The 15502-nt window shown below is 65.8% G+C and carries 11 protein-coding genes; 1 reads left to right on the forward strand and 10 read right to left on the reverse strand.

All coding sequences use genetic code 11. The annotated features are described in order from the left end of the window. Positions 1–64: 64 nt before the first annotated feature. The gene (locus ACQE2J_RS17685) at positions 65–943 is read right to left on the reverse strand and encodes a glycerophosphodiester phosphodiesterase (RefSeq protein WP_135540739.1); all 879 of its coding nucleotides are present in this window, start codon (positions 941–943) and stop codon (positions 65–67) included. Between the two features lie 266 nt (positions 944–1209). Between ACQE2J_RS17685 and ACQE2J_RS17690 the strand changes: the two genes are divergently transcribed. Then, complete coding sequence (locus ACQE2J_RS17690) at positions 1210–2703, forward strand: alanine/glycine:cation symporter family protein (RefSeq protein WP_135540737.1); 1494 nt, start codon at positions 1210–1212, stop codon at positions 2701–2703. 378 nt (positions 2704–3081) lie between these two features. Here the strand turns inward: ACQE2J_RS17690 and thpD are convergent, their stop codons facing one another. The 9 genes from thpD to ACQE2J_RS17735 all read right to left on the reverse strand — a co-directional run bounded on the left by thpD (position 3082) and on the right by ACQE2J_RS17735 (position 15356). After that, entirely contained in the window at positions 3082–3990 is a 909-nt protein-coding gene (thpD, locus tag ACQE2J_RS17695) for an ectoine hydroxylase (protein WP_135540735.1), read from the reverse strand. A 232-nt stretch (positions 3991–4222) separates the two neighbouring features. After that, complete coding sequence (locus ACQE2J_RS17700) at positions 4223–4630, reverse strand: ectoine synthase (RefSeq protein ID WP_135540734.1); 408 nt, start codon at positions 4628–4630, stop codon at positions 4223–4225. Positions 4631–4797: 167 nt separating this feature from the next. Continuing rightward, positions 4798–6102, reverse strand: a complete 1305-nt coding sequence (gene ectB / locus ACQE2J_RS17705; RefSeq protein WP_135540732.1) for a diaminobutyrate--2-oxoglutarate transaminase — start codon at positions 6100–6102, stop codon at positions 4798–4800. 161 nt (positions 6103–6263) lie between these two features. Then, complete coding sequence (ectA, locus tag ACQE2J_RS17710) at positions 6264–6659, reverse strand: diaminobutyrate acetyltransferase (RefSeq protein ID WP_240689937.1); 396 nt, start codon at positions 6657–6659, stop codon at positions 6264–6266. A 383-nt stretch (positions 6660–7042) separates the two neighbouring features. Continuing rightward, positions 7043–8518 carry an L-serine ammonia-lyase gene (locus ACQE2J_RS17715; protein WP_135540728.1) on the reverse strand — a complete coding sequence of 492 codons (1476 nt, stop codon included), beginning with the start codon at positions 8516–8518 and terminating at the stop codon, positions 7043–7045. A gap of 210 nt (positions 8519–8728) precedes the next feature. Then, positions 8729–9127, reverse strand: a complete 399-nt coding sequence (gene gcvH, locus ACQE2J_RS17720; protein WP_135540726.1) for a glycine cleavage system protein GcvH — start codon at positions 9125–9127, stop codon at positions 8729–8731. Between the two features lie 100 nt (positions 9128–9227). Next, positions 9228–10499, reverse strand: a complete 1272-nt coding sequence (locus tag ACQE2J_RS17725) for a glycine cleavage system aminomethyltransferase GcvT (protein WP_426936764.1) — start codon at positions 10497–10499, stop codon at positions 9228–9230. Then, positions 10499–13432, reverse strand: coding sequence for an aminomethyl-transferring glycine dehydrogenase (gene gcvP / locus ACQE2J_RS17730; RefSeq protein ID WP_426936765.1), 2934 nt, complete (start codon positions 13430–13432; stop codon positions 10499–10501). The genes ACQE2J_RS17725 and gcvP overlap by 1 nt, the downstream gene beginning before the upstream one ends. A 781-nt stretch (positions 13433–14213) precedes the next feature. Continuing rightward, positions 14214–15356, reverse strand: coding sequence for an MFS transporter (locus ACQE2J_RS17735; RefSeq protein ID WP_240689930.1), 1143 nt, complete (start codon positions 15354–15356; stop codon positions 14214–14216). Positions 15357–15502 lie beyond the last annotated feature (146 nt).

Genomic DNA, 15502 nt, shown 5'->3' on the forward strand with positions numbered 1-15502 from the left:
ACGCTCTGAGCCTTCGCGTCCTGTTGCGCTGAGGGCTGCGCTCTGAGCCCTCGCATCCTGGAGTTCAGAGGGCTTCGACGATGTCGACGAGGCGGTCGGGGGTGTTCGTGATGATGCCGTCGGCACCGATGTCGATGGCACGATCCATCCCCGCGGGCTCGTCGACCGTCCACACCAGGCTCGACATGCCGAGCTCGTGGATCATCATGAGGAATTCCGGGTCGGCGGCGCAGAATTCGGGGTTGATCTGGTCGACCCATTCGGCGAAGTCCTCGAGTTCATCCGGGCACGGGCGGCCGAGCACCCCGACGGGGACCTCGGGTGCCAGGGCGTGGAATTCGCGGATGAACGCCCAGTTCGCCGACTGGACGACGAGCATGCCTGCGGCCAGGGCCCGGTCGAGATAGTTCGGCAGAGCGCGCAGGGCGGACACGATCGCTGCGGCGATTCCCGGATAGCGTTCGGGATGTTTGACCTCGAGCAGCAGGCCGGTGCGTGTGTCGTGGACGAGGGTGAGCACCTCGGCGAGGCGCGGCACACGGATCCCCGCGAACTCCTCCCCCTTCCATCCGCCGGCATCGAGCGTGGCGATCTGCGCGGCGTTCATCCCGCCGATGGACCGGTCGGTGCGATTCGGGTAGAGCGTGCGGGCGTCGGTGGTGCGGTCGACGGTCGCGTCGTGCATGATGACGAGCTCACCATCGGCGCTCATGTGCACGTCGGTCTCGATCATGTCAGCCCCCTGGTCGATGCCGGCCATGAATGCGGGGATCGTGTTCTCCGGCCAGTTCGCCGACGCGCCGCGGTGGGCGATGACCAGGGGCGGGACGCGGACCCGGGCGGGATCGGGCACGGCTGCAGACTGATCATCGGGGCGATGGGTCCTCGCCCTCGAGCGGCGAGGCGCGGGTTCGGCGGTGGGGGTGAGAAGGGTGATGGGCATTTCAGAACTCCTCTGCGGAGACTTCCGGGGTGGCCACAAGGCGTCGTGACGACGTCCGAGCATTGAGTGCAATGGCGGCCAGAATAGTCTCGGCGAGCAAGTTCCCGATGATGGGCGGGTGGACGGGACGTGAATCATGGATTTGCACCCCCTGAGGGCTGGCTGCGTTGGGCATAAGTGGCAGACTGAGGTGGAAGACAGGTGGAACCCGTGCTGTCGCCGGGCAGGACCCACAACGCATTGCCAGATGAAGGAGACACAGTTCGATGGAGATGCTCCAGAGCGCCTTTGACAGTATCGACACATTCTCGTCATACATTCTCGTTGCGGTCCTGATCCCCACGGGCCTGTATTTCACCATCCGCACGGGCGTGGTCCAGCTGCGGCTGCTGCCCGAGATGTTCCGCACGCTGGTCGAACCCGGTGGACGGGACCCCGAGGGCAATCGGAACATCTCTCCGTTCCGCGCCTTCTCCATCTCCGCTGCCTCCCGCGTGGGCACAGCGAACATCGCCGGTGTGGCACTGGCGATCTCGCTCGGCGGTCCCGGCGCGATGTTCTGGATGTGGCTGACAGCGATCGTCGGCGGTGCCACGGCCTTCGCCGAGTCCGCCCTCGGACAGCTCTACAAGCTCAAGGACGGCCCGAACTTCCGTGGAGGTCCGGCGTACTACATCAGGCACGGGCTGAAGATGAAGAAGCTCGGGCTGATCTTCGCGGTGATCGTGGCCATCACCTACGGCATCGTCTTCAACACGGTGCAGTCGAACTCCATCGTCGACGCGGTGGGAACATCATTCGGCGTCGAAGATTCCAACTTCATGTTCACCGCGATCACCGGACTGGTCATCGCCCTCGGCGCTTATGCGATCTTCGCCGGTGGAGCCAAGCGCATCTCGAACGTCTCCGCCTACCTCGTGCCGATCATGGCCGGCGTGTACCTCATCGTCGGGATCATCGTCGTGGCGATGAACATCGAAGCCGTTCCGGGGATGATCGGCACCATCTTCACCGACGCATTCAGCATGCATTCGATCTCCGGCGGAGCGATCGGCTCGATCATGCTCGTCGGCGTGCAGCGCGGCCTGTTCTCCAATGAGGCCGGCATCGGCTCGGTGCCGAACGCCGCGGCGACCGCCTCGGCTTCTCACCCGGCCAAGCAGGGCTTCGTGCAGGCGCTCGGCGTGTACTTCGACACGATCCTCGTGTGCTCAATCACCGCGTTCATCATCCTGCTGTCAAACCCCGAGTACGGCAGCTCGGCCGAAGGCATGCAGCTGACCCAGACCGCGCTGAGCGGACAGCTTGGCCAATGGGCCATCCACTTCCTCACCTTCGCGATCTTCCTCTTCGCGTTCTCGTCGATCCTCGGCAACTACTACTACGGCGAGGCCAATATCGAGCACCTGACGACGAGCAGAACGGCGCTGCGCGTCTACCAGGTCATTGTCATGGTGGCCGTATTCATCGGGTCCATCGCGGCGCTCGACATCGTCTGGAGTGCGGCAGACATCTTCATGGCGATCATGGCGCTGATCAACCTGTTCGCCCTGCTCATGCTCTCGCCACTGGTGTTCCGAATCCTGAAGAACTACACGGACCAGCGTCGTGCCGGACAGGAACCGATCTTCCGGCGCACCGACCTGCCGACCTTCAAGTACATCAACACCGACGTCGACGCCTGGGACGGTGAGGACGAGGTCACCACGACGAAATTCTGGCAGGATCGCGGCAAGAAGGTACGCTCCGACAGCGAGTGATGCCGCGAGCATTCTGCTCCAACTAGCACGTCGGGCGCCCCGTACACGGGAGCGCCCGACGTGTATTCACACCCCGGATTTCAACAGGAGGTTCCGATGAGTGTTGACCGCTCGGAATTGGCGGACATCCTCGCCGAGGCGACCGGCTGGTCGGTCACGGCCGGTCCATCGGATCATTCGAAGGATCCCGCGGGGTGATGCGGGGGACAGACCTGAGGATCATCGAGTAGTCGCGATGCGTCGAGTTCCTCCGAGAGTGCAAAGGAGCCCGGCGCCGCTACTGCGGCACCGGGCCCCACTTGTGCTGATGCGCTCACTCCACGGCCTGTGTCAGGCATGCGCGAGGCATCAGCGGCCGAATTCTTTGCGCGCGAGGCGTCAACGGCCGGCAGGCGTGAAGTCCGTGCTGCCGACGAACTCCGGACGCGGCTTCGGCGCGGCGTAGGGCTCCACGCAGGCATTCTCCACCGAGTTGTACACGATGAAGATATTCGAGCGCGAGAACGGAGTGACGTTGCCGTTCGACGCATGCATGCAGTTGGAGTCGAACATGATCGCTCCGCCGGCCGCACCTTCAAGCACGTCGATGCCGTATGCGTCGGCGAAATCAGTGAGAGTCTGACGATCCGGGGTGCCTGCACCCTGCATGATGAGCGACTTCCGATAGTTGTCCTCGGGAGTGCCTCCCACACAGCTGATGTAGCGCTTGTGCGAGCCGGGCATGATCATCAGCGGACCATTGTATGAGTAGTTGTCCGTCAGCGACAGCGAGAGACTCACCGCGCGCGGAGCGGGCATTCCGTCCTCGGCATGCCAGGTCTCGAAGTCCGAATGCCAGGAGAACTCCTTACCCACGAATCCCGGCTTGTAGTTGATTCGGCTCTGATGGATATAGACATCGCTTCCGAGGATCTGACGTGCGCGGTCGACGAGACGCGGATCGTTCGCGATCTTTCTGAAGATCTCATTGGTGCGATGGATGTCGAATATCGACCGGACCTCGTCGGACTCGGCTTCGACGACGGTGCGCTCATCGGCCTTCACCTCGGGGTCGTGCGAAAGCCTGTGGAGCTCGTCAGTGAAGAGTCTGAGTTCTTCGGGGGTGATGAGCTGATCGATCGTCAGATAGCCCGTGTCCTCGAAGTGCTTGAGCTCCGCCGCCTCGAGGGGGCCGTCTTCGGGGGAACCGAAGACGATCGGACCCGTGCGCGGGAGAACCTCAGTGGTCTCGCCGGAGCGAGTCGGATAGAGATCTGTGGCTGCGGTCGCAGTGGACACTGCGGTCATCAATTCTCCTTCCTTCGCTATGTGCCGTCTGCCGGAGTGATGGCGTGAGCGCTCATCGCCCCCGCAGATCGGGTTGTGCCGCCACCGTAACAGGAGGACGTCGTCACCGGCACCCCGGGTGGAGCCAAAACGAAGGGCGGCTCGAGCGATCAATCGCCCGAGCCGCCCTTCGGCGTCACGGTGCCTCAGCAGTCGATCTCAACGATCGGCCGCCTCGGCGAGTGGAACTCGATCAGTTCGCGGGTGCCGCTTCGTCTTCGACGATGAGCGGGTACACGCCGTTCTCGTCGTGGACCTCACGCCCGGTGACCGGCGGGTTGAACACGCAGGCCAAGCGCAGCTCTTCCTCGGCGACGACGGTGTGCTTCTCGTTTCCGTCGAGGAGGTACATGACGCCGTCGTGGAGCGGGTATTCCTTCCCGGTCTCCAGGTCGGTCAGCGTTCCCTTGCCCTGCACGCAGTACACGGCTTCGACGTGGTTCTGGTAGTGGAACGTCGAGGTGGTTCCTGCGTAGATCACGGTGTCGTGGAACGAGAATCCGACGCGCTCCTTGCCGAGCACCATGCGACGGCTGCGCCAGGTCTCGGACTTCACATCGCGGTCGGTGTCATTGAGGTCATCGCGGTTGACTACGTACATTCGTGGTCCTTTCGTGAAAGGTCGGGGAAAGTTCAGGTGATGGGTCACGGACTCCCGTCGCGTTTCGACGGTGCCCGCCGACCCGGCTGAGCCATCGAACCGGAGTTCGGTTCGGCCCACAGCTCGGGCCGGCGCCACGGTTGCGGCGCCGGCCCGGCAGAGGTGAGTCAGGCCAGTGCGGCCTCAGCAGCGGCGGGAGCGAACTTGGCCACTCCGGCCTCGATGATGTCCAGGCCCGCCTGCAGATCGCGCGAGTCGATCGTCAGCGGCGGCATGATCTTGATGACCTCGTCCTGGGACCCTGAGGTCTCGAGGAGCAGGCCCTTTTCGAAGGCGTATGCTGCAACCTTCTCGGCCACTTCGGCGTCTTCGAAGTGGAGGCCGGCCAGCAGTCCGCGGCCGCGGATGGTGGCGCCCTCGGCCTTCTCGACGATGCCGTCGAGGCGCTGGTGCAGCTCGGCGATCGTGTCGGCGAGTTCGTTCTGGAAGGAGTTGTCGGCCCAGAAGTTCTTGATCGCGGCGGTGGCGGTCACGAACGCGGGGTTGTTTCCGCGGAAGGTGCCGTTGTGCTCGCCGGGCTCCCAGACATCGAGCTCGGGACGGAACAGGGTCAGAGCCAGGGGCAGACCCGAACCGGAGATCGACTTCGACAGGCAGACGATGTCGGGCTCGATGCCGGCCTCTTCGAAGCTGAAGAACGAACCGGTGCGGCCGCAGCCAGCCTGCACGTCATCGACGATGAGGAGGATGTCGTGCTTCTTGGTCAGCTCGGACAGAGCGCGCAGCCATTCGGCGCGAGCGGCACGCAGGCCGCCTTCGCCCTGGACGGTCTCGACGATGACTGCGGCGGGCTTGTCGACGCCCGAACCGGAGTCTTCGAGGACCTTCTCCAGCCACAGGAAGTCCGGCGTCTCACCATCGAAGTAGTCGTCGTAGGGGATCTTCGAGCTGTTGGTCAGCGGGATGCCTGCGCCTTCGCGCTTCATCGAGTTGCCGGTCACCGACAGCGATCCCAGGGTCATGCCGTGGAAGGCGTTGGTGAACGAGAGCATGTGCTGACGTCCGGTGACCTTGCGGGCGAGCTTGAGGGCTGCCTCGACGGTGTTGGTGCCCGTCGGACCGGGGAACATCACCGAGTAGTCGAGTCCGCGCGGCTTGAGGATGAGGTCCTGGAAGGTCTGGAGGAACTCACGCTTGGCCGGGGTCTTCATATCCATCGAGTGGAGGACGGCACCCGACTGCAGGTATTCGATGAGCGGTCCCATCACTGCCGGGTTGTTGTGGCCGTAGTTGAGTGCGCCGGCACCGGAGAAGAAGTCGAGGTATTCGTTGCCGTCCTCGTCCCACTGCTTCGCGCCCTGCGAGCGGGCGAAGGTGGCCGGCCAGGAGCGGCAGTAGCTGCGAACGGCTGATTCGCGGGTTTCGAAGATGTCGGGCTTGCCAGAAGGTGTGGTCGTGGAGCTTTCGGTCATCGTTGGAGTCCTTTCGACTTCTTGATTGTGCGGCTGCATCGTGTGCAGCCGCCGAGGCGGTGGTCGCAGTCGCTCATGGCGAGCGATCTCTTCCGCCTCCTGACGCCGGCCGCGGCCTCTCCCGTGCACCGGGGGTCCGCGCAGCGCCGTGGTGGGGCTCGTTACAGCGGTGCGATCTCGTAGAGGTACTCGGTGTCGTGGCCGTCCGGGTAGAGGTCCGGGGTGAACAGCGGGCGACGGTCGAAACCGGCCCCGCGCTGCTCGGCGAACGCCTGGAACAGGCGGTTGGACGCCGCGTTGTCCGCGGTGATCGTCGTCTCCAGGCGGAGAGCGCCGGTGTGGTCAGCCAGCTCATGGAGCATGGTGGAGGCGAGTCCGTGACCACGGAACTTCTCATCGACTGCGACCTGCCAGATCATCAGGGTGTCCGGGTTCTCCGGACGGGTGTACCCGGTGATGAAGCCGGCGGGCTCTCCGTCGATCCGTGCGATCACCGAGGTCTCCGCGAAGTCGCGGCACCACAGCAGGTACGAGTACGAGGAGTTCAGATCGAGCACGGCTGTGTCTTTCGCGAGCCGCCATAGATGTTGTCCGTCCTCCAGCTCGGGAGTCCGGACGTCGGTTTGCGTCTTCGGTTCAGCGAGTGCGTTAATCACGCCAATAAACCTAGCGGCATGAGATTGAGCGTCAACCCCGAACCCGTCTAATCAGGGGCACTTTGACAACGATCAGCGCCGCCTGCCGGCATGTAACAGACCCGGCCTTCCCCATGGCATCTCTGGGATGTGACGGGGGGCTCCTTCGCGCTCATGACGGGCCGGATGTTCGTTATCGTTTCGTTACATTTATCGACTTCTGGAACTTGGGTTCCACGTGTTCCACGTCACCATCATCGAATTGGGACAGCAAGGAATCCTGCTGGCCGACGCCCCGGCGGCCCTCAGCACTCGACGACGTTGACGGCGAGGCCGCCGAGCGCTGTCTCCTTGTACTTCGAGGACATGTCGGCACCGGTCTGGCGCATCGTCTCGATGACCTCGTCGAGGCTGACCCGGTGCTGGCCGTCGCCCCACAGCGCCATGCGGGAGGCGTTGATCGCCTTGCCTGCCGCGATCGCATTGCGTTCGATGCAAGGGACCTGCACGAGCCCGGAGATCGGGTCGCAGGTCAGGCCCAGGTTGTGTTCCATCGCGATCTCGGCGGCGTTCTCCACTTGCTCGGGCGTACCGCCCATGACCGCGGCCAGTCCCCCGGCCGCCATCGACGAGGCGGATCCGACCTCACCCTGGCAGCCGACCTCGGCACCGGAGATCGACGCGCGTTCCTTGTAGAGGACGCCGATCGCCGCCGCAGTGAGCAGGAAGTCGATGATGGCTCGGTGCTTCGCGGCTTCGCCGCCTTCGGCCACAGACGGCACGTAGTTGAGCGCGTAGTGCAGCACGGCCGGGATGATCCCGGCTGCCCCGTTCGTCGGCGCGGTGACGACGCGTCCGCCCGAAGCGTTCTCCTCGTTGACGGCCATGGCGATGAGGTTGACCCATTCGAGGTAGTACCCCGGATCGTGGTTCGGGTCCTCGGCCTTGAGCTTGAGATACCAGTCGTGGGCGCGCCGGCGGACCTTGAGCCCGCCGGGCAGGTAGCCGGAACGGTCCAAGGACGCCGAGGCGCACTCCTCCATCACCGAATAGATGTGGAGCAGCCCGTGCCGGATCTCGTCCTCGTCCCACATCGACAGTTCGTTCGCGTGCATGATCTCGGCGATCGACATGTCGTTCTCGCGGCAGCGTTCGAGCAGTTCGGCCCCGGAATGGAACGGGTACGGCAGCTCTTCGCTGTAGGACTCGAGTTCGGCTTCGACGACCGAATCGGCGACCGCGAATTCCGAACTCTCGGGACCGTCTTCTGCCCCCGCCTCGGCGGATTTCTCCTTCTCGAGGAATTCGGTCTCCGAGGTGACGAACCCGCCGCCGACGGAGTAGTAGGTCTCTTCGGCCAGGGTCTGGCCCGTGGAGTCGAAGGCGGTGATGGTCAGGGCGTTCGTGTGGCGCGGGAGGACGGTCAGCGGCCGCTTGACCATGTCGTCTTCGGTGAGGGCGATCTCGACTCCGTTGCCGGTGGAATCGCCGAGGATGATCGTCCCGGTCTCGGACATCCGTGTCCGGCGGGCGGTGAGTTCGTTGGCTTCGATGAGGTCCGGTCGGCAGCCTTCGAGGCCGATGAGGATGGCGTCGAAGGTTCCGTGGCCGGCACCGGTGGCGGCCAGGGATCCGAACACGTCGACGCGCAGGTCCGCAACGGATCCCAGCGCATCGCCGAGGAGGTGGATGAAGCTCGAGCCCGCTCGCATCGGTCCGACGGTGTGCGAGCTCGAGGGTCCGATGCCGACGGTGAAGAGGTCGAAGACACTCAATGGCATGGCAATCACTTCGTTTCTGGTGGGATGACGACGGGGCCGGCCGAAGGACCGGGCACGCTCACATGCCCGGCGAGCCGGTGCGGACGCTGACGCCCGCACCGACCTCGACCGACCCCGATCTGAGGGTGTTTCCGCGACCGGGCGTGCACACGCATGTGCTCGCCGCCGATCCCGGGAGGTTTCCCCGAGTACCCCGCGTAGGGGTGTGGCTCAGAGAGAGTTCGCCTCGGCGTAGGCGGCGGCGTCCATGACTTCGCCGACTTCGGTCACGCTGACCTCGAACAGCCAGCCCTCGCCGTAGGGGTCGGAGTTGAGCAGTCCGGGTGAGTCCACGGCCGCCTCGTTGATGGTGACGACCTCACCGGACACCGGGGTGTAGAGGTCGGACACGGACTTCGTCGATTCGACCTCTCCACAGGTCTCACCAGCGGTGATCGTGTCGCCGACCTCGGGCAGGTCAACGTAGACGACCTCGCCGAGGGCGTCGGCGGCGACCGCCGTGATGCCGACCTTGACGGTCGTGCCGACGAGCGCATCGGCGGCGCCGTCGACCCACTCGTGCTCGGCCGAGTAGGTGTATTTTTCAGGGAGTGGGGGCAGCTGTGCCATGTTTCTTCCTTCTCTGCGGCCCCCGGCAGACAGCGGGGGCCGCGACGTTGTTGTGGCAGGTGAGACCAGTGTACGAGTCACCGGCTTCGCCCGAGTGAACTCAGTTCGACGGGCGTTTGTAGAACGGCAGTTCGGTGACGGTGAAGTCGTGCGCCTTGCCGCGGATGTCCACGGTCACAGCGGTTCCCACCTCGGCGGCGGACCGGTCGACATAGGCCAGAGCGATGGGGTGGCCGAGGGTCGGCGAGGGCTGACCGGAGGTGACGGTGCCGACCTCGGTGCCGTCGACGGACACGGCGGCGCCGGAGCGTGCGGCTCGGCGTCCCTCCGAGGTCAGTCCGACGAGCACGCGCGGCGGTTCGGTCTGCCCGAGCGCGGCCAGAGCCTCACGGGCGAAGAAGTTCTCCTTCGTCTTGAACCCGATCATCCGGCCCAGCCCCGCGTCGTAGGGCGTGGTGTTCTCGTCGAGTTCGTTGCCGTAGAGCGGCATGCCCGCTTCCAGGCGCAGCGAATCGCGTGCGGCCAGCCCGCACGGCACGAGCCCGTAGTCGACGCCCGAGGTCACCAGGGTCTCCCACAGGCGGGCGGCGCCGATGTTCGGGGCATAGAGTTCGAACCCGTCCTCACCGGTGTACCCGGTGCGAGCGAGCATGAGGTCGATCCCGGCGATCGTCAGCGGCATCCACGCGTAGTACTTGAGTTCGCGCACGGTCTCACCGATGGTGACCGTGTCCGCCTCCGCCGAGGCGGCTGACCCCTCGGCATCGCCGGTGGCCTCGGCCTTCGCCGGGTCGCCCGCCCCGGTGCGCGGACCGAATTCGCCATGAGCGCTCTCGTCGAGGGCGCGGAGGATGATCGCTTCCGAGTTCGGTCCCTGCACGGCGATGAGAGCGGTGGCATCGGACTCGTCGACGAGATGCACATCGGCGCCGGGGGCCTCGTCCCGGACGAAGGCCTGGACCCGGTCCTTGAGGGCTGCGACCACGGCGGGCGTGTTCGAAGCATTGGGGACGATGAGGAATTCCTCCTCGCCGATGCGGTAGGTGATGAGGTCGTCGAGGATGTACCCGCCCTCGTTGACGAGGACACCGTATCTGGCCTTGCCGATCTTCATCTTCGAGTACTTCGCCACGAGCGCGTAGTCGAGGAAGGCGGCGGCGTCCGCACCGCTGATGCGCACCTCACCCATGTGGGAGAGGTCGAAGAGGCCGGCGGCCTCGCGCACGGCACGGTGTTCGGCGAGTTCCGAACCGTACTTCAGCGGCATGTCCCAGCCGCCGAAGTCGGTGAACGAGGCACCGAGTTCGGCGTGGATCGCGTGCAGCGGGGTCTCTTTGGTCTGGGCGTTGGCGCCCTGCGTGTTCTCAGTCATCACTTGTCCTCTTCCTCGAACTCTTCGAAGGCCTCTGGCGGCGGGCAGGAGCACACCAGGTTGCGGTCGCCGTAGGCTCCGTCGATGCGGCTGACGGGCGGGAAGTACTTCGTCAGGCGCAGCCCGGGTGCCGGGAACACCGCGGTCTCACGGCTGTACTTGCCGTCCCAGCCATCCATCACGACGGTCGCCGGGTGCGGGGCTCCGACCAGCGGCGATTCCTCGTAGGAGTACGACGTGCCGATCTCGTCGATCTCGGCGCGGATGGTGCGCATCGCTTCGATGAAGCGGTCGAGTTCGGCCTTGTCCTCGGATTCGGTCGGTTCGACCATGAGGGTGCCGGGCACCGGGAACGCCAGCGTCGGAGCATGGAAGCCGAAGTCGATGAGACGCTTGGCCACATCCTCGGCGGTGACTCCCGTCGCCGAGGTGATCGCGCGCAGATCGAGGATCGTTTCGTGGCCGACGAGGCCGTTCTCCCCCGAGTAGAGGATCGGGTACACGTCGCCGAGCTTCTTCGCGAGGTAGTTCGCGCCCAGCAGCGCGGCCCGGGAGGCTTCGCGCAGGCCTTCGGCGCCCATGAGCTCGAGGTAGGCGAAGCTGATGGGCAGGACGCCGGCGGAGCCGAACATCGATCCGGAGATCGGCAGTTCCTTGGCGTTCGGATCCCCGGCGACGAGCTCGGCGGAGGTGGCGTCGCCGGGCAGATACGGGGCGAGGTGTTCGCGCACGGCGACCGGTCCGACACCGGGCCCGCCGCCTCCGTGCGGGATGCAGAAGGTCTTGTGCAGGTTGAGGTGGGAGACGTCGCCGCCGAACTCACCGGGTTTGGCGAGTCCGACCATGGCGTTGAGGTTCGCACCGTCGACGTAGACCTGGCCGCCGGCGGCGTGGACCTTCTCGCACACCTCGCGCACCTGCGGTTCGAAGACACCGTGGGTGGAGGGGTAGGTGATCATGATGCCGGCGATCTTGCCTTCGTGCTTGGAGATCTTCGCATCGAGATCGTCCATGTCCACCGATCCGTCGTCAGCGGTGCCGACGACCTGGACCTGCAGTCCTGCGAGCACCGCGGAGGCGGCGTTCGTGCCGTGCGCCGACTGCGGGATGAGGACAACGGTGCGGGCGTCATCGCCGTTGGCGACGTGGTAGCTGCGGATGGCGAGCAGTCCGGCCAGCTCGCCCTGGGAGCCGGCATTGGGCTGCAGAGACACGCGGTCGTAGCCGGTGACAGCGACGAGCGAGTCCTCGAGGCGGCTGATGAGGGCGCGCCAGCCCTGCGTCTGCTCGGCCGGGGCGAAGGGGTGGATGGAGGCGAATTCCGGCCAGGTGATGGATTCCATCTCTGCGGCGGCGTTGAGCTTCATCGTGCACGAGCCCAGCGGGATCATCGTCCGGTCCAGGGCGAGGTCCCGGTCGGCGAGAGTGCGCAGGTAGCGCATCATCGAGGTCTCGGAGCCGTGGGCGCTGAAGACGGGGTGGGTGAGGAATTCGGTGTCGCGGTGGAACGTCGCGTCGAATGCGGGTTCGGGCACGGCGTTGGCGCCGAAGGTCCCCGCCGAGGCGGCTTCGAACTCGGACTCATCGACTCGGGCGTAGATGCCCAGAGCCTCGAGCAGACCGTTGGCATCGGCGACCGTGTGGGGTTCGCCGAAGGAGACGCCGACGGTCGTGCTGTCGATGACGCGGATGTTGAATCCGGCCTGGTCGGCGACGACGCGGGCGGCTTCGGCATCGGCCACACGCAGGGCGACGGTGTCGAAGAACTCCCAGGTGGCCACCTCGGCGCCGGGGGCGGTGTCCGCGGCACCTGCGAACGCGTGGGCGAGTCGGTGGATGCGGGAGGCGATGCGGGTCAGGCCGATGGGGCCGTGGTAGACGGCGTACATCGAGGCGACATTGGCCAGCAGGGCCTGGGCGGTGCAGATGTTACTCGTCGCCTTCTGGCGGCGGATGTGCTGTTCACGGGTCTGCAGGGCCAGACGGTAGCCGGGCTTGCCCTGGGCGTCCTTGGAGACTCCGACGAGCCGGCCGGGCAGCTGACGTTGGAGACCGGACCTCACGGCCATGAAGCCGGCGTGGGGTCCGCCGAAGAACAGGGGCACACCGAAGCGCTGGGCCGAGCCCACGGCGATGTCGGCGCCCTGGCTGCCCGGCTCCTTGAGCAGGGTCAGCGCGAGCAGGTCGGCTGCGAAGGTGACGAGCGCACCGCGGTCGTGGGCGCCGGTGACCGCCTCGGAGAAGTCGCGGATGGCACCGGTGGTGCCGGGCTGAGCGCAGACGATGCCGAAGATGTCTTCGCCGACGAGGCCTTCGGAGAGGTCGGCGACGGTGATGCGGAAGTCCATGGCCTTGGCGCGGGCGCGGACGACGGCGATGGTCTGCGGGTGGAGTTCGGAGTCGAGGACGACGGTCGTCCCCTTCTTCACGGCTCGACGCATGAGCAGGACCGCCTCGGCGACGGCGGTGGCCTCATCGAGGAGGGAGGCGTTGGCGATGTCGAGGCCGGTGAGGTCCTGGACGACCTGCTGGAAGTTCAGCAGCGCTTCGAGCCGCCCCTGGGAGATCTCGGGCTGGTAGGGGGTGTAGGCGGTGTACCAGGCGGGGTTCTCGACGAGGTTGCGGCGGATGACGGCCGGGGTGATCGTGTCGTAGTAGCCCTGGCCGATGAGCTGGGTGCGCATGACGTTCTGGTCGGCGAGGTCGCGCAGGTCATTGAGGACGTCGAATTCGGAGCGGCCCTCAGGCAGGTCGAGCTCTTCGTTCTGGATCGAGTCCGGGACGGCGGAACTGGAGAGCGCGGACAGGGAGCCATAGCCGAGTTCGGCGAGCATGGCCGTGACATCGTCGGTGCGCGGGCCGATGTGGCGGTCGGAGAAGGGGCGTGCGGTGTCCCCTGTTGCCTGCGTCGTGTGGGCGAGTGAACTGGTCAATTGCCGTCCTAGGGTCGGTGTCGCGCCCACCGAGTTCGGAGGACGCAGCGATCACTGAGAGTCCTCCCCGATCTGTCGGAGCTGCTGCCTGCCTGTCCTCTTGTCGACGACGTTTCGCGTTCGCGAGTGTCGCCTCGGTGAGGTGGCCGGTCGGCTCCTTCAGAATTGCCTGCAATCGGTGGTACTGGGCCTGAGAGTTTCCCGGGGAGGGAATTGCACCTACGGCGCTGCTCGGTGTCTGCTGCTACTGCGTCGGCCGGTGCTCCAGCGATGGCTGGGGCGTGCCCGTTCCCGCGCAGTCGCGGCTGCCCGGCAGCTCTCCCACGTCATGTCTTAGCGGCGTATGAAGTTGTGTGCAGAACCTGCACGGATCTGCGCAGCGCCGGTCAGGACTCGCGGCGATGTCCGTGTGGAACCGCACCGCGCCTGCTGGCTCTGCGCCTCTGATTCTAGTGAATGAAATCACCCCCGACAAACCTCGGGCCCAGGCGCTGGTCGGCGGCGCCGCCAGCCCGCGCATCGCCCGCGCATCGGCGCTCGCCGAGACCCGGGGCGAGGCACGGGGCGAGCGCCGAAGCACGGGTCTGCTCGCCAACAAACGGATCTGCGCATAGGCCTTTCGCCGAGAAACGGGCCTGCGCCCCGCCCCCTCGCCGACAAACGGGTCTGCGCCCCGCCCACTCGCCGAGAAACGGGGTGAGTGCCGAGAAACGCATGCGTGCACGAGTGCTTCGGTCATCAACCCGTTTGTCGGCAGAGGTGTCGTCTGCCCACGACCGGCTCAGATCGCGTTGAGGTCCTTGCCTTTGGTCTCGGGCAGCTTCACCACGGCGACGATCGTTGCCAGACACAGCAGGATCACCCAGCCGCTGGAGAGCCAACTGAGGTCAAGCGAGTTGAACAGCCCGTTGAGGTAGGGCGCCGTTCCGCCGAACACCGCCACGGACACCGAGTAGGCGAAGCCGATTCCCTGGGTTCGCACCTTCGTCGGGAAGGCTTCGGACAGCACGGCCGAGAGCAGAGCGCCCGCCATCGAGACGACGAGCAGCGCCAGCGTCGATGCGATGAACAGAGACCAGCCGGCGGCGGTGATCATGCCCATGAGCGGATACTGCAGGATCGCCATGAGCACACCGAAGCCGATGAGCACCGGGCGACGGCCGATCCGGTCGGACAGCAGTCCCCAGAACGGCAGCGACACGAGGGCGATGATCTGCGCCCCGACTGTCGCCCAGTAGGCGGTCTGGGCATCCATGCCGCGTTCGGTGATCGCCAGCGTCGAGGCATACGACGTCCATGTGTAGTGGGCGGCGGTGATGCCGGAGGTCATGAGCACGACGAGGACGATGGCGCGGGCGACCCGCCCCCGGTCGACGGGCACGGGCGCGACGGCCTCCGCCTGATCATCGGCTTCGAATACGTCGCTTTCGACCATGCCGCGGCGCATCCAGAGGGCGACGAGAGCGAGCAGGCCGCCGAGCGCGAACGGGATCCTCCATGCCCAGTCGCTGACAGCGGCCTCGGAGAAGACATTCGTGATGACCCCGCCGACCGTGTAGGCAAGCACCGAGCCGCCGTAGATGGCGACGAAGACGATGGAGCCCCAGAATCCGCGGCGGCGTGCCGGGGCGATCTCGGCGATATAGGAGTTCGCCGTCGCCGATTCGCCGCCGTGGGCGAAGCCTTGGGCCACCCGCACGAGGAGGAAGATGAGCGAGGCGAAGACCCCGATCTGTCCGTAACCGGGCAGGACGGCGATGAGGAACGAGCCGCCGGCCATGATGAGCATGGTGAAGATGAGGACGAACTTCCGGCCCTTGACGTCGGCGATCCTGCCGAACACGATGCCGCCGAGTGGCCGCATGAGGAATCCGACGGCGAAGACACCGAGCGTTTGCGAGGACGGATGAGACCTTGTCCTCACTGTTGAACATCGCTGCCGCGATGAACGGGGTGAACACCGCGTAGGCGCTCCATTCGTACCATTCGAGGACGTTGCCGATGGTGCTTGCGACGACGGATCGCCGCTTGAGCTGCAGAGGCACCTTTGTCTCTGCGGTCGTGACGGTC

Origin of the sequence: Brevibacterium sp. LE-L, from assembly GCF_050214925.1 — a bacterium.
In the GTDB taxonomy this organism is placed as follows: domain Bacteria; phylum Actinomycetota; class Actinomycetes; order Actinomycetales; family Brevibacteriaceae; genus Brevibacterium.

Excerpts from the sequence above, each read along its gene's own strand:
- ectB (WP_135540732.1), bottom strand. The coding sequence starts at position 6,102 with ATGACCGAAAGCTCCACGACCACACCTTCTGGCAAGCCCGACATCTTC.
- ACQE2J_RS17700 (WP_135540734.1), bottom strand. The coding sequence starts at position 4,630 with ATGTACGTAGTCAACCGCGATGACCTCAATGACACCGACCGCGATGTG.
- ACQE2J_RS17715 (WP_135540728.1), bottom strand. The coding sequence starts at position 8,518 with ATGCCATTGAGTGTCTTCGACCTCTTCACCGTCGGCATCGGACCCTCG.
- ACQE2J_RS17685 (WP_135540739.1), bottom strand. The coding sequence starts at position 943 with ATGCCCATCACCCTTCTCACCCCCACCGCCGAACCCGCGCCTCGCCGC.
- thpD (WP_135540735.1), bottom strand. The coding sequence starts at position 3,990 with ATGACCGCAGTGTCCACTGCGACCGCAGCCACAGATCTCTATCCGACT.
- ACQE2J_RS17690 (WP_135540737.1), top strand. The coding sequence starts at position 1,210 with ATGGAGATGCTCCAGAGCGCCTTTGACAGTATCGACACATTCTCGTCA.
- ACQE2J_RS17725 (WP_426936764.1), bottom strand. The coding sequence starts at position 10,499 with ATGACTGAGAACACGCAGGGCGCCAACGCCCAGACCAAAGAGACCCCG.
- gcvH (WP_135540726.1), bottom strand. The coding sequence starts at position 9,127 with ATGGCACAGCTGCCCCCACTCCCTGAAAAATACACCTACTCGGCCGAG.